The organism is Cyanobacterium sp. uoEpiScrs1, from assembly GCF_947331815.1.
In the GTDB taxonomy this organism is placed as follows: Bacteria; Cyanobacteriota; Cyanobacteriia; order Cyanobacteriales; family Microcystaceae; genus Rippkaea.
The window spans coordinates 374,246-400,037 of sequence record NZ_OX373462.1 but is presented as its reverse complement, the minus strand read 5'-3'; the positions used below and the strand labels follow the sequence as shown (position 1 = coordinate 400,037).

Annotated in this window: 13 protein-coding genes; 8 read left to right on the top strand and 5 right to left on the bottom strand. The window is 32.8% G+C overall.

Annotation, left to right across the window (positions count from 1 at the left end; genetic code table 11):
• Positions 1 to 99: 99 nt before the first annotated feature.
• Positions 100 to 1,086 (bottom strand): permease, encoded by a 987-nt coding sequence (locus OXU93_RS01440; protein WP_267384059.1) that lies wholly within the window; start codon positions 1,084 to 1,086, stop codon positions 100 to 102.
• Positions 1,087 to 1,458: 372 nt separating this feature from the next.
• On the opposite strand from OXU93_RS01440, the gene OXU93_RS01435 reads away from it, so the two are divergent.
• Positions 1,459 to 2,724, top strand: coding sequence for an ankyrin repeat domain-containing protein (locus OXU93_RS01435; protein WP_267384058.1), 1,266 nt, complete (start codon positions 1,459 to 1,461; stop codon positions 2,722 to 2,724).
• Positions 2,725 to 3,125: 401 nt separating this feature from the next.
• Here the strand turns inward: OXU93_RS01435 and OXU93_RS01430 are convergent, their stop codons facing one another.
• Both OXU93_RS01430 and pyrR read right to left on the bottom strand, forming a co-directional pair.
• Entirely contained in the window at positions 3,126 to 4,379 is a 1,254-nt protein-coding gene (locus OXU93_RS01430) for a competence/damage-inducible protein A (protein ID WP_267384057.1), read from the bottom strand.
• A 293-nt stretch (positions 4,380 to 4,672) separates the two neighbouring features.
• Positions 4,673 to 5,197, bottom strand: coding sequence for a bifunctional pyr operon transcriptional regulator/uracil phosphoribosyltransferase PyrR (pyrR, locus tag OXU93_RS01425; protein ID WP_267384056.1), 525 nt, complete (start codon positions 5,195 to 5,197; stop codon positions 4,673 to 4,675).
• A 221-nt stretch (positions 5,198 to 5,418) separates the two neighbouring features.
• On the opposite strand from pyrR, the gene OXU93_RS01420 reads away from it, so the two are divergent.
• Complete coding sequence (locus tag OXU93_RS01420; protein ID WP_267384055.1) at positions 5,419 to 6,279, top strand: tRNA (5-methylaminomethyl-2-thiouridine)(34)-methyltransferase MnmD; 861 nt, start codon at positions 5,419 to 5,421, stop codon at positions 6,277 to 6,279.
• 1,297 nt (positions 6,280 to 7,576) lie between these two features.
• On the top strand, positions 7,577 to 8,845 hold the full coding sequence (gene metK, locus OXU93_RS01415; RefSeq protein WP_267384054.1) for a methionine adenosyltransferase: 1,269 nt from the start codon (positions 7,577 to 7,579) through the stop codon (positions 8,843 to 8,845).
• 78 nt (positions 8,846 to 8,923) lie between these two features.
• On the opposite strand, the gene sipA is transcribed toward metK, so the two are convergent.
• On the bottom strand, positions 8,924 to 9,148 hold the full coding sequence (gene sipA, locus OXU93_RS01410; RefSeq protein ID WP_267384053.1) for a regulatory protein SipA: 225 nt from the start codon (positions 9,146 to 9,148) through the stop codon (positions 8,924 to 8,926).
• 282 nt (positions 9,149 to 9,430) lie between these two features.
• Positions 9,431 to 10,402: a cysteine synthase A gene (locus OXU93_RS01405; protein WP_267384052.1), complete on the bottom strand. Its 972-nt coding sequence runs from the start codon at positions 10,400 to 10,402 to the stop codon at positions 9,431 to 9,433.
• Between the two features lie 2,097 nt (positions 10,403 to 12,499).
• On the opposite strand from OXU93_RS01405, the gene OXU93_RS01400 reads away from it, so the two are divergent.
• From OXU93_RS01400 to OXU93_RS01380, 5 genes are all read left to right on the top strand, one after another.
• Complete coding sequence (locus OXU93_RS01400; protein WP_267384051.1) at positions 12,500 to 14,068, top strand: NAD(P)H-hydrate dehydratase; 1,569 nt, start codon at positions 12,500 to 12,502, stop codon at positions 14,066 to 14,068.
• Between the two features lie 90 nt (positions 14,069 to 14,158).
• Positions 14,159 to 19,699, top strand: coding sequence for a translocation/assembly module TamB domain-containing protein (locus tag OXU93_RS01395; RefSeq protein ID WP_267384050.1), 5,541 nt, complete (start codon positions 14,159 to 14,161; stop codon positions 19,697 to 19,699).
• A 632-nt stretch (positions 19,700 to 20,331) separates the two neighbouring features.
• Positions 20,332 to 20,976, top strand: a complete 645-nt coding sequence (locus OXU93_RS01390) for a cofactor assembly of complex C subunit B (RefSeq protein WP_267384049.1) — start codon at positions 20,332 to 20,334, stop codon at positions 20,974 to 20,976.
• Positions 20,977 to 21,119: 143 nt separating this feature from the next.
• On the top strand, positions 21,120 to 21,686 hold the full coding sequence (locus tag OXU93_RS01385; protein ID WP_267384732.1) for a gamma-glutamylcyclotransferase: 567 nt from the start codon (positions 21,120 to 21,122) through the stop codon (positions 21,684 to 21,686).
• Between the two features lie 793 nt (positions 21,687 to 22,479).
• Positions 22,480 to 24,423, top strand: coding sequence for an FAD-dependent oxidoreductase (locus OXU93_RS01380; RefSeq protein WP_267384048.1), 1,944 nt, complete (start codon positions 22,480 to 22,482; stop codon positions 24,421 to 24,423).
• Positions 24,424 to 25,792 lie beyond the last annotated feature (1,369 nt).

Below are 25,792 nucleotides of genomic sequence, written 5' to 3'. Positions count from 1 at the left end.
TTGCTTGAAAAGCTTTTTAGCTTTAATTATTAATACTTAACTTCATGTGTATATAATTTAATCAATTTTGTTTGTCAGTTGAAAAGTTAATGTATTTTTTTAGCTTAAATAAAAATTTATAGTAAGGCAGAATAAAATTATCAATTGAGTAGTTATTGTCAATAGATAAATTACTGCTTTATATCTAACTGTGGTAAAAAGTAAACTAAGACTTTTAAGATTAATTATAGAACTTAACAATAGAAAAACTAGATTTGACCCATATAGAAACTTATCAGTTAGAGGATTAATAAAATAAGGAGTACATAAAGAATTAAAAGATAGAACTAAGCTAAAAAAGGACATCACTAAGATTTGATTTACAGGAGTGTGCCCCCATGTCAATAACTGTGCTTGAGGTAAAAAAATCTGAGCAATAGTAGTGACCGCACATCCTAACAAGAGAATACTACCAAGTTCAAGGAATTCTTTAGTAAGATTATCCAAAAACAATAAGCATCGCTCCCACAGGTGGTCAGGAATCGCTGCATTAGCTTTATATTCATATATTAGGCTACCTGCCCGATGGAAAACTTGAGGTGTATTATAGAAACTCAATAAAGTACCCGAGTGAAGCAAAGTTGAATACGTTGCTAAAGGAGATAAATTTGCGGATTTTCCAGAAGGTTTATCGGCATAAGTACTAAAAATTAATCCCAGAATAATACCAGTGAGCCAAGCCCCCAAAATACGTAAGAAAAGAAGTCTTGGATAATTACCAAGTACTCCCCAACTAACCAAAATCACAAAAGGATTAATGGTTGGGGAAGCTATTAAAAAACTGATGGATAAGGGGATCGAAGCCCCTTGTAGCAACAATCTCCGTGTTACGGGAATATTGCCGTATTGTCCTGCGGGAATTATTATCCCTAAACTACTACCAACAATCGCCCCTAAAATCCGATTTTGCGGTAACTTAGCTACAAATAGACGTTCATCAACAAAAGCTAATAAACCACTCGAAATAATAATTCCCCACAGAAGAAAAGGCAAGGATTTGAGAACATGACTGATGAATAAGGTGATGTCATAACTGAGTTCGGACATAGAAATCTATCTCTAATTTATCTTGGGTAATCATGTGGATTGTTCACTGACAATCTATATGATTAACTAACATTATCAGACTTATTTCTATTTAAATGGACACCTGTGGCCAGGTAATCTCACAAAAAATACATGATGATCTCATGAAAAACATGTAACAATATAATTAGAATGGGTGACCTATGAACTTTTTTCTTTTATTTATCGTGTTTTGCTTTGATCATAAGCAGAATCATTAATGCTAAATGCATGGTTAATTTACTCTGATTCGTCGTCGGTTGATTTTCTCGGTAGGAGAATATTTTCCTGTCGCGTGTGCAGGCTCTTGTAATCTGAGCATAATAGAAGGCTCAGTCTAGAAAAACATTATATATGGTTTTGTCTTTAGATTTTCAGTTAGTCAATGCTGCTCGCCAGGGTAATTTAGAGAATATTAAAGTTCTACTTGCTCAGGGCGCACACATCAATGCCACTGATGTATATCACGTAAGTGCATTGATGTATGCGGCACAACGAGGCGATTATCTAATAGTATATTATCTTTTAAAAAAAGGGGCTTTGGTTAACCATCAACGACTAACATCAGGGGTTAGTGCCTTGATGCTAGCTGCGGCATCTAATCATTTAGATATTGTTAAAGATTTGATTAAAGCCGGTGCAGATGTTGACCAGACCAATGAAGATGGTAGTCCGGCTTTGATGATTGCAGCATATAAAGGAAATTTAGCTATTGTTGAAGCCTTAATAGAAACAGGAGCTGAGGTTAACCTTAAAGATAAGGATGGAGATACAGCCTTAAATCTAGCGATTAAAAATAATCATCAGGGAGTTATCTTAGCCTTACTCAACTCGGGAGTTGATTTTCCCAATATTAGAGAGGGACTCAACGTTGCCATCCACAATGGCAACGTTGAAGCAGTTAAAACATTGATACCTGTCTATGAGGATCTTAATGCTCCCAACCAAGAAGGAGAAATTCCTATAATCTTGGCTGCTGCCGAAAAACAAGCTGATATTCTGCAGGTTTTGATCGCTGCCAGAGCGAAGGTTAACGTCCAAGATGAGGACGGAGAAACTCCCTTACATTACGCCATTATTGAAGGGCATTTAGAGTCGGTTCAGGTATTATTAGAAGCAGGCTCTGATGTTAACAAGGTTAATAAATTTGGAGACACACCTTTGTTATTAGCAGTTTCACAAGCTTATCCTTTAATAGTCAGTCAATTACTCAAATACGGAGCCAATCCACAAGTTAGTAATCAGGGAGAAACTCCGTTGATTATCGCTACTAGCCAAGGTTATAGTGATATTGTGAAGAGTTTACTAAAAGAGGGTGTTGCCCCTAATAGTCTTTTTCCAAATGGACGAACAGGACTAATGATAGCAGCCAAACGCCGCGATATTAACATGATGAGTTGTTTTATAAAAGCTGGAGCTGATGTTAACTTCAGAGATGACAAAGGTATAACTGCCTTGATGTGGTCCAGTTATCTAGGTCATTCTGATGCCGTAGAATTTTTGTTAGATATAAGAAATATTAATCTTGATATTAAAAATCAAGGTGGTTATACGGCTTTAATGTTAGCTGAATTGAATTCTCATTCAAAAGTTATTGAATTATTGAAAAAGACTAAATAGAAAACATAAGAGCATATATAAACATTAAATGTAAACTAAAACAAAACCTGGAGGACGAGTATTAAAAACTCTACAGTGACTCTCATTCCGATATATGCCTATGAATAGCTTACTACTTTTCTATTGTTAGGAATAATTTTGTCCTAGAAGTAATGAAGTGTTAATAACAGCTTGTAACCAGATTATAAAATCAATTACTAGAGAATTAATGAGATAATTGAGCATTATAACGAGAAAAATATTCATAAGGGAAGTTTACCTGCAAAACAATAAGTATATAATACGAATTGATTGCTCTAACCGAAGTATTTTGCGCATATAAATAATGAGCTTTGATTCTGTTAAAAATTTGGCAATGATAGAGACTACTTTAGGCACTCCCTTTTTTATATATTCTTATACTATTTTCTAAGTAACAATTTGCGGCGTAATTGATCCAAAGCAGTATAACTACTTAGAAGCCTTATGGTATCACGATCATGCATAGTTCCAAAATGGCATTCAAAACTCTCTACTCCTCCTTGATCATCAGCTAATCCAATATAGACTAATCCCACCGGTTTGATTTCGTTACCTCCCCCAGGTCCGGCAATTCCTGTAATACTTATTCCCCAGGAAGTACCTAAGCGTTTTTTAGCCCCTAAAGCCATTTGTTGCGCTATTTGCCCGCTAACAGCCCCATTTTGCTCTAAATCTGTAGGATTAACCCCTAATAAATCAATTTTTATCTTATTTTTGTAGGCGGTAATTCCCCCAAGAAAATAATCCGAACTTCCTGAAACTGTAGTCAGTACTGCACCTAAACCTCCGCCTGTACAAGATTCAGCGACACTTACCGTTTCTCTTGCTTGTCTCAATAAGTTTCCGACCACTAGAGCTAAAGTATCCTCATCTGAACCGTAATAGTCTAATCCAGCTATTTCTTTGATTTCCTGGGTAATTGGTTCAATCAGCGCGATTGCCTCCATTTTTGACCGAGCTTTTGCAGATAATCTTAACCGCACTTCTCCTAAAGAAGCGTAGGGCGCTACTGTAGGATTTGATAGTTCAAAGAAGTGAGCTAATTTTGCGGACAAATCTGACTCGCCAATGCCCTTAAAATATAACATTCGACTGTAAATAGTTTCTTTCCCCCAACCTTGATTTTTCAGAAAGGAAACAGCCGTTTCACTCCACATACGCTTCATTTCCGAAGGTACTCCAGGAAAGGTCATTAAGGTTAAATTGGGACGAGGTTGCCATAAAAGTCCAGGAGCAGTTCCAGACGGGTTGGGTATAATATCAGCTCCTTTGGGAAGTAAAGCCTGTTTACGATTATTAAAAGCCATACTTCGTCTACGTGCGGCAAATTTTTGACTAATATCTCTAATAATTTCGGGATGTTCTACTAAGGGAGTCTTAAATACTTGGGCGATAGTTTCCGTGGTCAGATCATCAGGTGTTGGTCCCAACCCTCCTGTAAACACCAAAATCGAGGCTCGTTGACTAGCAATTTTAATAACCTCGTGTAAACGAGTCATATTATCACCAACAACGGTTTGATAGAAGTGAGGAATTCCTAAATTAGCAAGTTCTCTAGCTAAAAATTGAACATTGGTATTGAGGATATCCCCTAATAACAATTCTGTTCCTACACAAATAATTTCTGCACTCATAATAATTTAACTTTAGTTTCTAAAACTTAATAGACATGACTCTTTTAGATTAGCTGTGACAAAATTTCAATAAATAAAATCTAAAAGTATTATTTTGCAAGAAATTTAATACTCCAAAAATATCATCTTAGTAAAAAATAGGGCTAAGCGGTACACCCGGAAGGATAGTTTTGAAAGTTATTGGCTACAAACTTACCATATTAAGTTTAGAAGAGGCACGAATATTACACTTGTTAACAACTAAACAAGCTAGCGCTCACACTTTCTTTGTGTCTGGTTAGTGAGATAATTCACTATCCGATTAACTCTACAGCATCTCTTCCATCAGTCTCTTGTAGATATACTCTGACCTGTTCTTGTGAGGCTGTAGGGAGTTTTTTTCCAGTAAAATCAGGATGAATAGGTAACTCTCGATGTCCACGGTCCACTAAAACTAACAACCTAATGACTTGAGGTCTTCCATACTCTGTTACTGCATTTAAGGCTGCCCGAATCGTCCGTCCTTTATAAAGGACATCATCCACTAAGACTACTGTTTTTCCCGTCAAATCAAAAGGAATTTTAGTTTTGGCAGGGGTACGAGTTTTTATACGATCAAGATCATCACGATAAAATGTCACATCGACAGCTCCTACTGAAACCTTAACATCTTCTAATATTTCAATTTGCTGAGTGATTAGATAAGCTAGAGTCACTCCTCTCGTGTAAATTCCCAAGAGTACTAACTTAGAGAGATCTCCCGATTTTTCAATAACTTGAGAAGCTAAACGGGTAATAATACGGCGTATTTCTTCTGTAGTCAGTATTGTCTTTATCATTCCCTCCCTCCTATATTTGTCCTTCATTTTAGAAAATTACTTAAAGTCACTGGTCAGTGGAAACTTAATCTTAAATTAACTTACTACGGAAGTTAGAATATACTTCTGCACTCCCTATTTATTAAGTTAAAAATTCCTTGCTTTCGCTAAGCTGTAAGCGTTACTTCATAAAAGTTACAAATTAGATATCAGACTATTTTTCTATACCTCCTACCTTGATTATGTTTACTCCACAACTTACTGACGACGGTTCATACACCTTCTTCTCTGAGCAATTTAAAGAACTATTTCACTCCCATTCCGGAGCAAAACTCGAAGCAGAACAAAAATTTGTCAGTCCTTGCCAGCTGGAAGAGAAAGCAAAACGTCATATGTCATTGAAAATTCTCGATGTTTGCTATGGACTTGGTTACAATAGTGCAGCAGCTTTAGAAAAAGTTTGGTCAATTAATCAGAAATGTCACATCGAGTTAATTGCTCTGGAATCTGATATTAATGTCCCTTATCAGTCAGGTATTTATCATTTACTTGAACAATGGCCTTCTTCTGTTAGAGCCCCCTTAACACAACTTACCCGGAATTATGCGATACAAACGTCGCGATTAAGAGCTAACCTATTGATAGGAGATGCTCGAAATACTATCCAGACTATTTACCAGTCTGGTTTTAAGGCCGACGCAATTTTTCTTGACCCTTTTTCTCCTCCAAAATGCCCCCAATTGTGGACTCTAGAATTTATTAAAATTGTATCAGGATGTTTAAACCCGCAAGGAAGGTTGGGAACTTATTCAAGTGCTGCTGCAGTAAGAACCGCTCTACAGCTAGCAGGGTTGATTGTGTCATCCACCAAAGGGGTGGGACGGCGGTCGCCTGGAACCATAGCAGGTTTCGATTATCAAGACTTATGTCCTTTGTCTGTACGGGAAGAAGAACACTTAAAAACTCGCGCTGCGATTCCTTATCGTGACCCTAATCTTCAAGACTCTGCTATGGTAATACATCAACGAAGACGTATAGAACAAGTCAGTAGTGATCTAGAACCTACAAGTCATTGGAAAAAACGATGGAAAGATTCGGTGTAAAACTTATAGTGATCTAATTGATAAAGCTCTCAAATTTACGTAAAAAGTCTTCGGTAAGTTAATTATCTTAAAAAAAAATAGAAAATTAATTAAGATTATATTTGTATAATAAATCTTTTAAATAACATTATAGTTTCAGACTTGACTGGACTAAGATAAATGTATAATATCTAGTTAGATTAATTAAAGAGTATATAAGACTCTGCATTATACAATAGCATACGAATTGATGAGCATTAGTTTTTAAGTTTATTCTAGATAATGCATGTGTAGCATATAAGAATTCTATTTGTAAGTTTGCGCAGTATTTAATTAGTATTAAAGCTAAATATCAAGAATATATCCTTAAAACTCTATCTGAAATAACAAACTAACAATATATTTAAGTTGATTAGTTGTATTTTAGTACACAAATATTTCTAATTTAAGTATTTATGTGATCAAATCTAAAATAGATCTGAAATTTTAGATATTAAATATATCATTAATACATTACACCTCTTCAGGTTTTTGACTGGCTACTTAAACAGTCTTAGTTGCTCTATAAAATTTTTAAAAATCTATCCTAACAAAGATTATTTTCTTCTTTACTTTGATTAAATATAATTATTTTAGCCTTAATTATTTATGCAGATCAGACATTTACCTCGTCTTTTTGTACATTACTAAAATTTTAAATATTAGTAATGTATGTATTAATTAATAACTTTTGGTATACAAAATTATATCTTTAATAGCACTTAAGCAATAGCTATAAAACAAAAGATATTAAACAAATAAAATTACTGTTACTATTTATATTGCAAAAAACATATAAAGTTTGTTTTGATACTTAAAAATAGTCTATAATATCTTTTAAGAAGTTTACGAATTAGCTAGGATTTATATTATTTACATTAGTGTAAGATATTTATTGTATAAAATATTTTGATATATTTATTTGACTGTAAAAGCTATATAAAATACATTCAATTTCTGCTCTATTAAAGTTGAAGCTGACACAATAAAATCTCTAGTAATTTGTATAAACTACACAGTATTTTAGTTGTTAAATTATTTTTTGTTTAACAGCTAAAATATTGTGTAGTTTAGATTTTAATGATCTAGCGAGAAGAAACTATTATAATAGTTTTAATTTTTCTAAATAATCTCCAAGCTATTTATATAGAAAAGGAATATATTACTATTCTCAAACTTAATCGAATCCAATTTTACTAATTAGTAAATTCTACTGTATAGTTGTAGACTATAAAACGTCATCTTTATCATTATCATTATTAAGAGAGGGTAAGTAAAATTGTCTTGTCGTTATCTGTTTACTTCCGAATCTGTGACCGAAGGTCATCCTGATAAAATCTGCGACCAAATTTCAGATGCTATTGTGGATGCTTTGCTCAACCATGATGATCGCAGTCGCGTCGCGGCAGAAGTTGTCGTGAACACAGGCTTAGTTTTAATTACTGGCGAAATTACCTCCAAAGCTCATGTTGATTTTGTCGAGTTAGCCCGTAAAAAGATAGCTGAAATTGGCTATAATGATGCTGAAAATGGCTTTTCTGCTAGTAGTTGCTCTGTTCTAGTTGCTGTAGACGAGCAGTCTCCTGACATTGCCCAGGGAGTAACGGAAGCTCATGAACAGAGAAAATCTCTTAGTAATGACGAATTAGATAGTATTGGAGCCGGAGATCAGGGGTTAATGTTTGGATTTGCCTGTAATGAGACCCCTGAATTAATGCCTTTACCTATCAGTTTAGCCCATCGTATCTCTCGTCGCTTGGCTGTGGTACGTAAAACGGGAGAATTATCCTATTTACGTCCTGATGGTAAGACGCAGGTATCAATTATCTATGAAGATGGAAAACCTGTGGGGATTGACACTATTCTTATTTCTACTCAACATACTGAAATTATTGACTCAATTACAGACAACGATAAAATTCAAAAAAAGATTAAATCCGATTTATGGGAAGCTGTTGTTATACCTGTTTTAAACGATATTCAGATTAAACCTAGTAAAGACCTTCACTTTTTAGTCAACCCGACGGGTAAGTTTGTTATTGGAGGTCCTCAAGGAGATGCTGGATTAACGGGACGTAAAATTATTGTTGATACTTACGGTGGTTACTCTCGTCACGGTGGCGGCGCTTTTTCAGGGAAAGATCCGACAAAAGTAGATCGCTCTGCGGCTTATGCTTGTCGTTATGTGGCTAAAAATATCGTTGCTGCTGGTTTGGCAGATAAGTGTGAAGTACAAGTAAGTTATGCTATCGGAGTAGCCCGTCCTGTGAGCATCTTCCTGGATACTTTTGGTACGGCTAAAGTTGATGAAGATAAACTTCTTGATTTAGTTAAAGAACATTTTGAGTTGCGTCCTGCAGGCATTATTCAAAATTTCAACTTGCGGGAATTTCCTTCAAGAAAAGGGGGGTGTTTTTATCAAAATGTAGCAGCTTATGGACATTTTGGACGAAATGATCTAGATTTACCTTGGGAAGTAACTGACAAAGCTGCTTTACTGAAAGATGCTTTTGCTATTCCTTTATCAAAGATAACAGTTGGGATTTAAACTAAGTTAAATTTGTCGATAGTTCAAAGAGAAAAGAGTCTAATGACTCTTTTCTCTTTTCAATCTAACCCAGTTGGTTCAAGGGGCAAGTTTCTCAAGATACTGACTTTCTACCAGAAAAACTCCTTTATTAAAACGAACTCCCCAATAATCTCCTGGACGGCGATCAATAACGATACCTTGGGACCCAATTTCCAAAATATCGGCCGGACGCAACATGGGCATAGGATCAGCTGTTTTTAGATAAGGAGGACTAACACTTAGGATAACCTGGCAGCCTACTGTAATTTCTGAAGAATTCATACCAACAATTAATAAAGGTTTTTGACAAAATTGACTAATAATATTATCTCTAAAGGATGCAGTTCATCAACCACGATAACCACGATTTAGAGTAATTTTTAGAGGAAGTTGTAGTATATGATTGCTGCTAAGGACTTCATATGGGAAGTAATTTCTGTCTTTATTTATATAAAGTAAACATCTTGTGTCTAACCAACTGGTAACTATTCGTCTTAAATTATTTATCAACTTTGAATTATTATAGTTTAGTTAACTCTTACTAAATAATTTTTTATATCCTATTTAATCAACTAATCCTTTAGTTTTTAACCAGTTTTGATTATACAAACGAGATTGATATCTAGCTCCTCCATCACATAATACTGTTACTATTGTGTGTCCAGGACCCATCCGTTTTGCTAAGGCGATTGCCGCGCCCACATTGATGCCGACTGACCCTCCCATAAATAGACCATCTTTGTACAATAACTGATAGATAACTCGCAGTGCTTCACGATCATTAATTTGAATAGCATCATCGATGGGAGCTTGTTCCATATTCGCGGTTATACGACTATTTCCAATTCCTTCAGTAATGGAACTTCCTTCAGGTTTAATTTTCCCAGTCTTTACATAACTATAGAGTCCGCTGCCCATAGGATCAGCAACAATACATCTAATGTTTGGATTTTTTTCTTTAAAAAATAAAGCAGATCCAGCATAAGTTCCTCCAGTACCAGTGGCAGACACCCAAGCATCCATTTTTCCATCGGTTTGCGCCCAAATTTCAGGACCTGTTGTTTCGTAATGGGCTAAGCGATTTGCCACATTATCGAATTGATTCGCCCAGATAGCATTGTTTAGTTCTTGAGCTAGTCTTCCTGAAACTTTAATATAATTGTTGGGATCGCGGTAAGGAACTGCAGGAACAGTTTTAACCTCAGCGCCCAAAGTTCTGAGAAGATTAATCTTTTCCCGGGATTGAGTTTCAGGAATTACAATTAAACATTTATACCCCTTTGCGTTGCAAATATGAGCCAATCCAATCCCAGTATTGCCGGCTGTACCTTCAACTACTGTACCCCCAGGTTTTAACAAACCTTCTTCTTCTGCACTCTTAATTATATATAAAGCGGCTCTGTCTTTGACAGAACCACCTGGATTGAGAAATTCGGCTTTGCCTAAAATATCGCATCCAGTTTCTTCACTAAAACTTTTTAATCGAATTAGGGGCGTATTGCCAACTGTCCCAACAAAGCCGTCTTGAATATTCATAATCCTCTATTTCGTCAAATGACAACAGATAATGCTTTTCAAAAATTAATATAATCGTCGTTTTTTCTTGTTTTATCATTGATACTATCTTCGATAGTATCAGTAAATTAGTAGATAAATCTAAATTTTATAGAAGCCTTTGGTTTTATGTATTGCGCTGGCGAGACTGTTAGTTTAAATGAAACCCAGCTACTTAAGATAACAAAGATAGTTTTTTATGGGCTAAAATTTAATCTCCAACTATTATAAAATATAGCTTTGAAAACAAAGAAATATCATTAAAAAATATTTTTTATCAGGATACTTTCTAGTTGTTCAAAAAACAGTAACACCTTAACTTTATTAAAATTTATCTATTAGGCACAGATTATATAACAGATTTATGTTCTATAAATATTGATTGCTCACTATTTTTTGAAGAGAAAATTTTACTGGTTTTTAAAATAAATCATTCCTATAATAAGGAAATATTTTTTATAGAGCAGATCAAGAGATCTAGCTCTATAAAAAATATTTTTTTCACTTTTTTGTTTTTATTCACTAAACTAAAAAAATATTAAATTTTAAATAGTTTTTAAAGTTAAGTTTTTTACTAAAACATTAAAAATGCTACTTTAGTTTTAATAATTTTAATTAAAACTAAAAGAACTAGTGTTGACATAATTGCTTTAAATCTAATATGTTTATACTAAATTTTAAGCTATTTTATTTATTTCTAATAAATAAAATGATGCCATATTTTTGTCGATAAAACTCCATTTTATATATTAAAAATTTACTGTTAAATTTAAGCAATAATCAATTTTTTATGAATTTATATGTTTAGTAAATTTTATCTTTATAAGAATATAGATTTTGTATTTTATTTTACTAAAAAGAAATTAGATAGACAAATAATTAATAGCTTAAAAAGCATCCGATATTAAATTTTGTATATATAATATATTATTATTTTTCTATAGTATAAATTTGATTTTAATTAGGTTAAAATCAAAAGATTTCATGTAATTTACATCAAAAATTTATCAAATAAATCTTATAAAAAAATTGATTTTACTAAGTTTATACAAATAAAAAAAATATTTGTATAAACTTAGTATAGTAAAGTTACTTTAATTATTATTTTTTCTATCTAGAATATTCTGATAATAAAGAATTATTAAATATTTAATAGATTTTATCTACATTCTTTATCTAAATTTTTGAGAATTTTTTGTTTACTGTGCACCAATTTTATCTATTTAACTTATATTATTAAGTATTTAAAATCTTCTAAATTTAGAGTATTAAAGAACATTTTTTGCTAATTTTAATTGCATATATCCCTTTTTAGGGAATAAAAATTAATGAATAATTTTAAACATTTAAAATTTATTTTATAGAAAAAACTTAAAATAAAGACATGACAAAAATTATATTTAATTTAAGACTCTAAACTTTTGTTACTACTGTTTTTTATGTTTAATTGTCAAAAACAATACAATGACTATTTTTGGCACAAAAAACATATTATCATATTTAAATTATATAAGCAAAATAGAAAAATTTTTTAGATAATTAATATTCTTTAATTTTGCTCTTTTGCTAAACCAATGTAGTTCAGGTAATACTTGACATTTATCAAGTATTATTATTGATATTTAAATGTATTATTTCCTAAATTAATTAAAAATTTTATGAAAATGAGTAATGACATATTTTTACTATATGTTTAAGATAACTTATAAATGTATAGCTATTTGATACTTTTTGATAAGTATTTTTTATTTTTATAATTGTCAATACAAGTCACATAGAATCGATTAAAACATTTATATTTTAAATAATTACAGCAATCAATAACAGAGAATACTTTATATATTAAAATAGAAAGTATTGGACTGGATTAAATATATTTATAAATTGAGTTTAAATTCTTGATTAAATATGCATAGTTTAATTTAAATACATAATCTGCTATACTATTTAAGTACAGTACTTATACTTTTATTTAACTAATTGTTTAATATTACACTTTATATTTATATTTTTAAGTATTAAATTGAGAATTTTGTGTAAAGAATTGTCTTGTTATTGTATTTTTAAATAAAAACTTAAATGTCTATAACTGATCAACTAAAACTACTAGATACTATTGTTGTTACGTCCGAGCAAATGAGGGAAATTGAAGCCCGAATTTTTACAAAGGGAATGCCTGTAGCCGCTTTAATGGAAAAAGTGGCAATTTTATTAGCTCATCGAATACAGAAAATCTATCCCTTATTTAAAACCTTACGAATAGGAGTTTTAGTCGGACCTGGACATAATGGTGGAGATGCTTTAGTTATAGCTAGAGAACTGTATTTACAGGGCTATGAAATTTGTTTGTATCGTCCCTTTTCTAGGTCAAAAGAATTAACTTTACAGCACGCAAATTATGCTCATCACTTAGGAATTCCCTGTTATCAAGAAATTGAATATTTAGAAGAATGTGAATTAATCGTCGATGGCTTATTTGGTTTTGGTTTAACACGCGCTCTCTCAGGAAATCTTGCTAGAGTTGTAGATAGTATTAACAAAAAAAATGTCCCCGTCATTAGTATTGATGTTCCCTCTGGCCTACATACAGATACAGGAGAAGTTTTAGGAACAGCTATCAAAGCCACCTATAGTTTTTGTTTAGGCTTATGGAAACAGGTTTATTTTCAAGATCAAGCCTTAGACTATATTGGAAAAGCAGAAAGGATTGATTTTGGTATTCTTCCTCAAGATATCTGTGGTATTATACCTAAAAATATTCCTATAAAACGGATTAATCCAATACTAGCACGGCAATTTTTACCCTTACCTCGTCCTGTATTAACCCATAAGTACAAACAGGGGCATTTGTTACTTATTTGTGGGTCTCGTCGCTATGCAGGAGGTAGTATCCTAACAGGGTTAGGCGCGCGAAGTAGTGGTGTAGGAATGCTATCAATTGCCGTTCCTGAGTCACTAAAACCATTGCTAGTTAGTCAATTACCAGATGCATTAATCATTGAGTGTCCTGAAACAAAAACTGGGGCAATCGCCCAATTACCTCCCCTAGCTATGGCTTTTGATAACTATGATGTCATTGCCTGTGGACCGGGGTTAACCTTAGAAGCAAAATTTGTAGTTGAACAGGTATTGAAAGCACCGTGTCCTCTTGTTTTAGATGCAGATGGGTTAAATATCTTAGCTACTAAATCAGGAACTATGAATACTTTATCAAAGAAAAATAATCCTACCGTTTTAACTCCTCATCTAGGAGAATTTAAACGACTATTTCCTTACATTGAACACCCTGACAAGGACAGAATAGCTGCTGTTCGAGCCGCAGCTCAAACAAGTGGAATGATCATTTTATTTAAAGGTGCCAAGACAGTAGTAGCTGACCCTAATGGTCATGTTTGGTTAATTCCTGAGAGTACCCCAGCTTTAGCACGAGGGGGTAGTGGAGATATTTTAACTGGATTAATTGGGGGGCTATTAGGGCAAACCGCTTCTAGTTTCCATGAAAAAGAAATAGACGAAGGAGGAATAGTGGCTACAGCGGCTCTGTGGCACTCTCAAGCGGCTATTCTAGCCGCAAAAGAACGTACTGAGTTAGGGGTAGATGCTGTAACCCTGTCTAATTATCTGAACCAAGTGGATTGGAATAACTGAGAAGAAACAAAACCTTACAAAGAGGACTCTATAATGTAGTCGAAGAAATCGTTAACGCGGTTAGCCACTGGTGGTGTGAGAAGAAAAGTCATGACGACAGACCCCTCCCATTCAGACACAACACGGGAACCTGAGCTACATTATCCCTCCAAACTTCATAAAAAAGCTCCTCCCTGGCATTACCGCGTTTTGATGTGGGGAGGTGGGATTATCTTAATAGGATTAGGCACAAGTTTAATCTCTGGATGGTTTTTCTTGCAGCGGAACCTAACTCCTTGGGTAGAAACTGAACTCAGTGATTTTTTAAATCGTCCAGTTAATTTAGGGAACCTTCAGTATTTTTCGTTGAGTAGAGTGCGTTTTGGCGAAAGTAAAATTGCTCAAACTACTACTGATCCTGCTCAAGTTACTATGACCGCTTTGGATGTAGCCTATAATCCTCTCACACTACTTTTAAAGCGAGAATTAGAAATTAAAGTAACAGCAATTCAACCGAATGTTTATCTTAAACAAGGGGAACAGGGCAACTGGTTACTAACAAAACTAGATGATTTCACAGGAAATAATTTTATCAAGCTAAAATTTTTACAGATTAAAGATGCTAATCTGATTTTAGCACCTTATTCAGCTAAAGGGACAGTTTCTGCTACCACTAAATTTAAACATTTATCAAGTCAAATTAATATTATTGATAATCTTGGTATAATTACATTTAAAATAAATAGTCACTTAACAGCAGGAGGAAAATTTGAAGTTATTGGTAGCAAAAAATGGTCAACAAAAGAAATAAATTTGTTGGTTAGAGGGCATCGCTTAGATGTAAAAAATTTTAAAAAAATTGAACATTTTATTGATGTTCCTTTAGCTTTTGAACAGGGAAAAATCGATGCTAATTTAGAAGTCAATCTAAAGCCAAATCAACTTCCTGAATTGAGAGGAGTCGTTAATTTACATCAAGTTAATACTTCTATTGTTTCTCTTCTTCATCCTGTACAAACTCAAGGGAAACTTCGTTTAAAAGGAACTAAAATAAGGTTTGATAAAGTGGCTACTCGTTTTGGTTCTATTACTGGAATTACTAAAGGTGAACTTGATTTAAAGACAGGATATAATTTAGATACTATAACTAAACCTACTTCTATTAGTCAAATTTTTACAACTTTTAAAAAACAATCTCCTGCTATTGCTCTGGGAGGAGATTTTCAAGGAGTTTTGCGAATAAGAGGAAAGTTAAATAATCCCCAGATTCATTCAACTGTATCTAATACTAAATTAAGTAAAATTGATAAAATTGAATTTAAAAAGATTTATGCTCAATTTTTTGCAGATAAATCTACTTTACTAATTAAACAAATTCAAGCAGTTCCAATTTTTGGTGGAGCAATAACAGGGAAAGGGAAAATAGATATAGTTACAACAAACTCAGATAAGTTTGGCAAATTTGTTTTTGATCTGCAAAGTTCTAATCTTGCTGGTGAAACTTTATCTAGAATTTATCAAACTGAATATCCCATAAAAATTGATAAATTATCTAGTAAATTAATTATTTCAGGTATTGTTCATAAACCTGAAACTTTACGAGTGCAGGGAAACAGTCATTTAAAGATTGGGAACGGGGCAATTAAAGCTGATAACTTAAACTATTATCAAGGAGACTGGCAAGGAACAATAGAGACATTGAATATTGATTTAGATAGTTTGGTTTTGCCTGTTCCTAAAGAGTTAAATAATGGAATATTACAGGGAATTTTTAAAATATCAGGAAACGTCAACAAACCATTTCTTGAGACATTAAAGGTGACGGGAAAGGCTCAAGTATTTATGAAAGACGGAAAGATAATAGCAGATGATTTACGAATATATAAGGGAAAATGGAATATTGGTTCAGTTTTTATTAACGTAAAAACAAAAAACATATATCTAAAAAATATTCCAAGCTTAGATGGTATATTGAAAGCGACTTTTAACTTGGCTGGAAATCTACCATTAGGGTTAGATCAAATTCAGGGTGGAGGAAATGCAACTTTAGAGCTATCTCAAGGAAAAATTAATGCTAATGAATTTAAATTAAATGATGGAAAATGGTCGAGTAAACTACTAATAAATGATCTTTATATAAATCAAATATTTTCTGAAGCTACCGATAAAGTTCCTGATAAGCTTAAATTACTATTTAACTTACCAGGAACTTTATCGGTAGCTTCAGAAAACTTATTGGGTAAAGTAAATGCTGAACTTCTTTTACCAAAAGGACATACTGATATACAAAAAATAGAATTGTATGACAGTAAGTTTATTTCTACAATTTCAACAGAAGTAGTTAATTTAAATCAGTTTAATTCAGATTTAAATAATAAAGTTAACGGAAAAATTGAGGTTAATGGCAGATTAGATAGTATTACTCCTCAGAATGTTGAAGTTAGGGGAAAGTTGAACTTTAGTCAAGGATTAGGGGTAATCAAAAGCCCGTTTCAAACAGTATTTAGTTGGAAAGACGATACTTTAACTATTGATCAAGCTACCGCGACAGGAATGTCTATTAAAGGATGGAGTAAGATTAATTGGTTGGTATTAGGAAAAACTCAAGATGTGCTCAAGATAATTAAAGAATTTTACGTAGATATCTCAGCTAAAAGACTTGATTTTAAAAATTTGCTCCCAATTTTATCTAAAGTAAATTCTACCTTCAATAATAACAAGATAAATCCTACTGGAAAAGTAAATTTTGTCGGAGCGATTATGGGAACACCTGACGCTCCAAACATTAATGGTCAATTATCTCTAATTAACTTTAATCTTGGTAGCTTGAGATTTGACCCTGTTTTAGAGGGAAAGTTAAACGTTAATCCCAAGCGAGGAGTCGAATTAGCGTTAGATGGAAAAAAAGATCACCTTCACTTAGAGTTAGACAATCAGTCTAAACCTCTAGCTATTTCCTTGAAACAGGAACAAGTGCAGCTAGAAGGAACACGCGAAGGAAGAAAGGTAAATTTAGAAGTTCGGCAAATTCCTATTAGCTTACTGCAAAATTATATTTTGAAGAGAGGAGGTACAAAAAAGTTCTCTTCTACCTTATCTCTTTTTGATGCCTCTACTTATCTACTCACTCAACCTCTCTTGGGAGAGATATCAGGACAATTTATATTAAATTTAAATACAGGAGCGATTGCCGGACGAGAAGTAGTTATCTTTAACCCTCAATTGGGAACGGTCAAAGGACAAAAATTGACGGGAGATGTTCAATATGTTGACAGGAATCTTACTATCAAAAAAGGGAAATTAACGCTCAATAATAGTCTATATAGTTTTGAAGGTAACTTTACTCCAACTTCACAAGGTCCTCATTTAAATGCTAATGTTACCGTTGATCAGGGAAACATTCAAAATATTCTTGAAACCCTACAAATCTTTGAATTAAAAGATATCAGACGAGGACTAACTACTCCTCAATATGCTAAAGCTAAAGATTTGTATAAAACGAAGAGAATAAGTAACACGGATCAAGAAACGGTTTTAGACAAGTTAGAAAGAACAAAATCCTTACTTCCTACTTTTACTTTAAAACCACCCCTAGCAGAAGTAGGAAGTGACAAGGCAACTATTAGTGATCGTTTAATCCATTTCCTAGCTATTAATGACTGGTTAAGTCGACAAAAGCAAACTCGTAAAAAAGCATCACCTTTACCAGAATTACAACAATTGCAAGGTGTGTTTGATGGAAAAATTGCGGTTAAATTCACCCCTAAATCTGGGTTAGAAGCCAATTTTGATTTCAGTGGTCAAAATTGGAATTGGGGAGACTTTAATCTCACTCATATCAACTCTAAGGGAAGTTGGCAAAAAGGTATCCTCACATTAAATTCTGTCGGTTTACAACACAAAAGTAGTCAAATTGCTTTTGCCGGTCATATTGGAAAGAAAAATCAAGAAGGTAAACTACGATTAGTCAATATTCCTCTAGATGAGTTTTCAGAATTTTTGTCCCTACCTGAGATTCTGGATATTGGAGGACAACTCAACGCTAATGTTAGCCTAGCTGGAAATCGGGATAATCCCGAAATTTTAGGAAAACTTGCTATTAATAAAGCAAGCATTAATAAAACAACCTTGCAATCCACCGAAGGTAGGTTTACCTATCATCGGGGACGGATGAACTTTTCAGCTAGTAGTATATTGGGCAAGCGAACTCAACCCCTAACCGTCAAGGGAACCTTTCCCTATCAACTTCCCTTTACAAAAGTACAACCGAATAGCGATCGTCTTTCCCTAACGGTGGATGTTCAAAACGAAGGGTTAACTATTCTAAACCTTCTCACGAAAGGACAGGTAGCTTGGCTAGGAGGACAAGGCAAGATTAAACTTAATGTCTCAGGATTATTAGATCAAAAACTTGGACTTCCTACTCAGCTCAACGCTAACGGGATAGCCCAAATAGAAAACGCTACTATTGAAGCTAAAGTAGTTCCTGATGCACCATTAACTAATGTCAATGGCAAGATTTTGTTTGACCTTGATCGCCTGACCGTTGCAGGGTTAACTGGGAAATTTAGCGGTGGTCAAGTAACCATAGAAGGATCATTACCCATCCTTAAAACTATCAAGCAGCAACACCCTTTAACTATCGATTTTAATAATTTAGTATTAGATCTACCTCAACGTTATCAAGGGGGAGTAAAAGGAACTATCCAAGTGGGAGGAACAGTTTTAAGACCGAAAATAGGGGGGGATTTAGAATTATTTGAGGGTGAAGTACTACTCGGAGATACAAGAGAAGAAAGGCAAAAAATGCCAACTTATCTTGAATTTGCTGGGTTAAAACTAACGTTAGTGGAGAATATTTCTATTTCTCGTCTTCCTCTTTTGAGTTTTTTAGCCACGGGAAGTCTTGCCGTTGACGGAAATATTGATCAACCTCGACTGGAAGGAATTATTACACTACAAAATGGCCTAGTTAATTTATTTGCTAGTCAATTACGCTTAGCTGAAAGTCAAAAAAATACAGCTGAGTTTCTTCCTAATCACGGTCTCGATCCCTATTTAAATATTAAATTATTTACTTCTACCACAGAAACAACCCGTAATCGGGTGAATGTTAATCCTATCTCATCGGAAATTAATGATCCTTTTAGTGCAAATACGGACAGTTTACAAACTGTTCGTATTCAAGCAACCGTTAAAGGCTTTGCCAGTCAGTTAAATAATGGAATTGAATTAACTAGTCAACCCAAACGGAATTCTGCTGAGATTATCGCCTTATTAGGGGGTAGTTTTCTTAGTCCTTTAGAAAAACTGGAAACCCAATTAGGTTTAGCTCATTTAGCCGGGACTGCAGTATTTGGACCGGTTCAAGGTGCTATTGGAAAAGCATTAGGATTAAGCGAATTTCGTGTTTTTCCTACACAGTTAATTGATGAAACAGAACAGTTAAATAATCCATATATTGGGGTTGTAGCGGAAGCAGGGATTAATATTACTGATGAATTATCAGTTTCTATGCAAAAAATATTAAATAATGATAGCCCTTCTCATATGGGAATTCGCTATCATATTAATGATAACATTTTGATTCGAGGATCGAGTAATTTTACTGATGATAGTCGCGGTAGTATCCAATTTGAACAGCGATTTTAATGGGAGATGGTGCAAACCTCATGATAACGGTCTTCTTCAGTGTAAGTTTTACTTAAATTATTTTTGTTTAAAAAGATAAACTCTTACTAATTCTATCGTAGTCTTGATTCTCTCAGCAAAATAAAATATAAAATTGTGTAATATAGGTTAAAATTTTTTCAAGCCTTTAAATAAATGATGATCTCACTTCATTCTGTCTATCGGATTATAATCAACAGGTATTTTCTTTTGTAATCATAACACAACTTATAATTTAAATATTAGTGTTTTACAATAAATAAAAATTTTTCTTAATATTTCTCTATTTATATTGTTTTATATTTATTTTTAGCTATAGTTGTATATTTTTAGGACTATAATATTTAAGGTTATTTTTCAACACCTAACTCCTAAAAACTATCAAAATTTATTAATTAACAATATGTTGTGAACCTATCTAGCCTGCTAAGAAAATAAGAGAAAAGTTTCTCAACAATTGTCAGTGTAATATAGTATTATTACACTGACAATTGTTGAGAAAGATAACTAGACAAAATTACTTTGTACGGAGAGGTGGTCTATCTCTAAGTAGAATGGATTAATGGAAAAAGATATGAGAGAGTGCTGAATATATTCTCTTTTTGGTCTACTTGATGAACAAATCAGATCCGAATAGAATTTTGCGATTGCTACCCTTTTTTGCAGGAGGACTTGGGAGTCTCCTCTTATTGATTAATCGTTTTACGACGTTAACTTTAACTGAATCTCAATCTCGTTCTGATGTGATCGGAGTTATTCTCAATGGAGTCTTAATTTTAGTAGGTTTAATATGGCAACAAGTTCAACCACGATCACCTGATGCTGTTACTCTCGTTGGAAAACAAGGTCTCGAATTTGCCCCTGATTTACCAGAAGAAATCAAGAAAGAACTTGCTTGGGCTTCCTATTTAGTATTAACTAATACCGTTACCAAATCTTTGGTGGTTTACTATCAGGGAACAGTGGTGTTAAAACGAGGAGTTTTAGGTATTAACTCTCAAGTGATTCCAGGTAGGATTTTAAAAAGAGTTTTAGCAAGTAAAAAACCAGTTTATTTGGTTAATTTGCCTCTTTATCCAGGACGCGTCGAGTTTGATTATCTTCCCGAAAATACTCAAGGAATAATCTGCCAACCGATGGGAAACCAAGGGGTTTTAATTTTGGGGGCAAATGTTCCCCGAAGTTATACTAAACAGGACGAAAATTGGATTGAAGGCATCGCTGATAAATTGGCAGATACCTTACAGACATACTTGTAACAAGTTCATATTTTTATCAATTATCTTGGCTAGGGAACAGTAAAGACAAGTCAACCGCTATTTACCTTCTAGGAAAACATCCGATGAACCTATCCCCTGACCCCTTACCCCGAGTCCGAACTCTATCAAATTTAAAGAGTTCGATGACTCATTCTTCTCATCAAGGAAGTCATTTACAATCTCAAGGATTGCCGGAAACATCATTTTATTACTTTGCCTATGGCTCTTGTATGTGTCCTGTGGACTTAAAACGAACTTTTGGAGAAAACACTTATCAATACGTGGTGGGGACCGCTGTATTGAAAGGATACCGGCTGGGTTTCTATCGTCGTTCTCTAAGGCGTAATTGTGGCACATTGGATGTAGTTCGTGATCCCAATTCCTGTGTGGAAGGAGTTTTATATCATCTTCCTTGGCGGTTTAGCACTCACCTAGATACTAGAGAAGAGGTACCTCGTAATGGATATCGTCACGAATATATTGATGTTCATAGTGAAGGGAAACTCTATCAAAATGTGCGGACTTATGTCGTTATTGATAAATTACCCCAAGAATTAGCCCCCAATGATTGGTATTTGAATGTAGTATTGCGAGGAGCAATCACTTGTGGATTATCAGAGGAATATTGTTGGTGGTTGTTCAACCATATGCACAAACTTCAATTACAACAAAATCGAGAAGTTATTCTTACAAATTGTTTTAGTAATTAAGTAATTAGTTCATCACAGTAGTGTAGACAAGGTGATGAACTATTGTTTATTATCTAGTGATTGGTAACTTTGGACTAAATATCCTACAGTCTTTTAAGAAAATTTATCAACCTTGAGGCACTGTAGAAATATTAGTTAATAATGAGAAGTTGAGACACAGAGAATATTTTATTAGTTGGGGTCGGGACGTATCGAGAAATGCCAGAGATGAACTGGTTTGCTTTGTTTATGTTCTGCGCTTATGAGTTAGTTGGGATATAGAGAACAAGGGCAGCCATATTGTTTGTTAATATTAATTTCATAAGTAGTTCTTGGGTTGTTTTGAGAAGTGAGATTTATGCACCGATTAAGTATGCACTTATCACTTTAATGAAAGGGCTGTGATAGGAATTAAAATAAGTTGAGACAGAATCTACCCACGAATATAATAAGATTGAGGAAAAAGCCCAAAAACTATAGAACTATATGGTCTTGTCTGACACTATAACTAAGAGATCTTACTGATGCGTTGGGATATCTATGTATTGTTCTCACCTAATATCTGAGCATGTTCGAGCTAACAGTATTTTATCGGATTAAGAATAGTATAGTCCTTCATTCTGGTTCAATTATTTAGATAGATCCAACATTAGACAGTCTTGCATAATCGATTAGGATTGAAATCTTAAAAGTTCACTTCTTGCTCATGTAAGAAAGTTAAGTAGGGTTAATTGTTTTAGTCTCGGCTAATAATGATATCATATACTTAAAGTGCTTTTCTAGGAATTTAATAGAACAGTTGAATCCTGTTGTTATGTTTTCCAATTTTTCTATCTTCCCTAAACTTTCTCGTCGTACTTTTCTGAAGCTTTTAGGTGCTGCAATACCTGGGGTAGTCTTAGGCTATTCTCGTTTTAATAAACCCCAACCTTTTATCTATCAAGAAGATAGCTTAAGCTTATATTTACCTTCTCGAGTAACTCAACCTAAGTCTGTAGTCGTAATTGGTGCAGGTTTAGCCGGATTAACTTGTGCTTACGAATTAAGTAGACGGGGATTTAAAGTGACTTTATTAGAGAAATCACCTCAGTTAGGAGGTAAACTTGCTAGCTGGACAGTTCAAGTGGGGAATGAAACCTTTAAAATGGAACATGGATTTCACGGTTTTTTTCCGCAGTACTATAATCTCAATAATATTATTAAAGAATTATCAATTACGAATTCTTTTCAACCATTAGGTTTTTATTCTGTTATCTTTAAAGATAATATTTATAAACCAGAATTTTTTTATCCAAGTCATTCAACTTTTCCTTGGAATATTATTGATCTTATTTTTTGGTCCTCCAATCGTTTTCAATGGGGAATCAACTTATTGAAACCCTCTCACTGGGAAGTTTTTCGAGCTATTGTAGGAGTTAAAATTCCTCAAACTTTTACAAAATTTGATAGTATTTCTGTGACTCAATGGGTAAAACAAGGATTTCCTCAAGGAATTTATGATTTATATTTCCTTCCCTTTGCAAAATCTACTTTAAACGCACCCGATATTTTAAGTACAGGAGAACTGTTACAATTTTTTCATTTTTATTTTTTTGGGAATCCTGAAGGATTAGCTTTTAGTGGAACAAAAGATGATATGGGAACTAGTTTAATTGAACCTATTGTTGAAGCAATTCAAAACAACGGGGGACAAATTATTCCTGAAGCAATTATTAATAAAATCGTATATGAAAACGAAAAAATTATCTCTTTAACTTATCAAGAGGGTAACTTGCAAGCTGCAGCCCCTTTCTGGGTAGAACGTAATGATTCTTTGACGAATAGTTATGCAACATACTATGGTGCAGGTGATCAGGTTTTTATAACTACTTCAAATTGTAAAGAAGCAATTTCTTTAACCTGTACTCATCAAGGTTGTACGGTAAGTAGACAAGAAAATGGTACTTTTCTTTGTCCCTGTCATGGAACGTTATATGATGAGCAAGGAAAGGTATCTAGAGGTCCTGCAAAACATAATTTATATCGCTATAAAATAGCGCAGCAAAAAGCAACATCAATTCAGTTAACTGGTGTTTCTAGTATATCCTCAGAAGAGGATAAAATTATAGAAGCAGATTATTATGTTATGGCTACTGATGTTCCTGGCGTCAAACAGTTATGGGGGTTATTAGAAGAAAATATTAATCAAAAAATTACTCAACAAATAATAACCTTAAGTACAGCGGATCCGTTTGCTGTTGTAAGGTTCTGGTTTGACCAAGATTTTGAATGGAAATATAGTGACTTTACCTCTATTTCTGGATATAAACTAATCGATAGTATTACTCTTTATCACCGCATTCAAAATCAGTTTATTGAATGGTCAAAACGTACAGGAGGAAGTGTAATAGAGTTACACGCCTATTCTTATAAGGAAAAAGATTTTCCAAGTCAAGAATATCTTTTAACTGCGTTTGAACAGGAATTATATGAAATTGTTCCAGAATTAAAAAAGGCTAACTGCTTAAATAGGGAATTAGTTAACCAAAAGAATTTTTCAGGTTATCCTCCTAACAGTTATCATAATCGTCCAAAAACTACAACAGAAATTAAAAACTTATACTTTGCTGGTGACTGGGTTAAAATGCCTTTTCCCTGTGGCTTAATGGAACGGGCAGTAAGTAGTGGACTTTTGGCAGCTAATGAAATTTTAGAAAAAGAAGGATTACAAAAACGTACATTATTAACAGTTACACCAGCAGGATTCCTCACAATCTAGAGTTTTTTTCTTCTTATCTATATACAGTTGGTCTTTTAATACAAAAATCATGGTTAATTTGTCTATTTAATACCAATACCTTCGGATTTTTATAGAAAATTCATTATATCTGTATAAATAAAAATAATTACACAAGTAAAATATTCAGTCTAAATAATAAAAAAATACATATACATAAAAAAATATAACCTAGACTAAACTTTTTAAAAAGTTTAAGCTGCCAAGGAAATAGTTACTATTTTAGTAGTATTAAATAAATTAGTATTAAATAAATTAGTTTTAAATAAAATATTCTAAGTTTTATTTAAAACTAATTTATTCATCATTTGACTTATTTTTTTGTTATGAATTAACAGTTTATTAGTTTAGTTAATAACTACTAAAATGGTATTATTTATTTATATATAACTACTTTATTTCTAGAATTATTAGACATTATTATACGGAATATCACCAAACGTTATCTACTGGATCTATGAGGATAAGTAATAAATTACTTGTAACAGTTATTATGTAAAACTATATATACTCAATACTCTAAACTTTACAGAATAAAATAACTAATAATTCTATCAGTATTATTTTGATAAAAATAGATAAAATTTCTACTATATACCAAAAATTAAAAAAAAAAGATACAAGTAAAAAAAATTAATTACTTTTGTTTAAAACGATTAGCTAAGTTGCTTAGACGAAGTATTTTTGTCTATTTACTACTAAAAATAATCCTATAAATTTTAAATTTTTATCTTTATAGAGGAGTTTAATTGATAAATATTAAAAACAAATGTAGGTTAATTCTAATGTCTTTTACTTAAATTTATATCTTCTGATAAAACTGTATGTCTTCTATTAAAAATTAGAATATATAAATCAGGGCAAATACAATCTTATCCTAATTTAATAGAAATACTGATTAATTGATTGCTAATTTTTCATTTTGTACACTTTTCTAGATAAAAAAATTGACAAAATGAAAGCATAATCATCTTGTTATGTTGAACCTACTATAGATAAATTATGTAATCTTATTTACTCATTTTCTCTTACAATTTTAAGTATTATGTAGAATGTCTAATATACAAAAAATATTTTCTCAATAAATTATAAAGTTAGTTAATTTTATTCAAATTTTTTACAAAATATTTGCTGTAATTTCATATTTATTTTGGTTTGTATTGTATTTTATTTTATTTTACTTGATAAACTGATAAAATAGGTTTATAAAATTTAAACAATAATAAAAATAAGATTTGTCCAAAAGTATTATAGTAGTGTATTTTAATGGAACATTATTTGCCATATTTAGTGGTCAAAATTAGTTTATCAAAATTAATATTTTTCATTAACGAAACGTGATAAATAATTA

Coding starts and splice junctions, on each gene's coding strand:
- OXU93_RS01440 (WP_267384059.1), bottom strand. CDS start 1,086: ATGTCCGAACTCAGTTATGACATCACCTTATTCATCAGTCATGTTCTC.
- OXU93_RS01435 (WP_267384058.1), top strand. CDS start 1,459: ATGGTTTTGTCTTTAGATTTTCAGTTAGTCAATGCTGCTCGCCAGGGT.
- OXU93_RS01430 (WP_267384057.1), bottom strand. CDS start 4,379: ATGAGTGCAGAAATTATTTGTGTAGGAACAGAATTGTTATTAGGGGAT.
- pyrR (WP_267384056.1), bottom strand. CDS start 5,197: ATGATAAAGACAATACTGACTACAGAAGAAATACGCCGTATTATTACC.
- OXU93_RS01420 (WP_267384055.1), top strand. CDS start 5,419: ATGTTTACTCCACAACTTACTGACGACGGTTCATACACCTTCTTCTCT.
- sipA (WP_267384053.1), bottom strand. CDS start 9,148: ATGAATTCTTCAGAAATTACAGTAGGCTGCCAGGTTATCCTAAGTGTT.
- OXU93_RS01405 (WP_267384052.1), bottom strand. CDS start 10,402: ATGAATATTCAAGACGGCTTTGTTGGGACAGTTGGCAATACGCCCCTA.
- OXU93_RS01400 (WP_267384051.1), top strand. CDS start 12,500: ATGTCTATAACTGATCAACTAAAACTACTAGATACTATTGTTGTTACG.
- OXU93_RS01395 (WP_267384050.1), top strand. CDS start 14,159: ATGACGACAGACCCCTCCCATTCAGACACAACACGGGAACCTGAGCTA.
- OXU93_RS01390 (WP_267384049.1), top strand. CDS start 20,332: ATGAACAAATCAGATCCGAATAGAATTTTGCGATTGCTACCCTTTTTT.
- OXU93_RS01385 (WP_267384732.1), top strand. CDS start 21,120: ATGACTCATTCTTCTCATCAAGGAAGTCATTTACAATCTCAAGGATTG.
- OXU93_RS01380 (WP_267384048.1), top strand. CDS start 22,480: ATGTTTTCCAATTTTTCTATCTTCCCTAAACTTTCTCGTCGTACTTTT.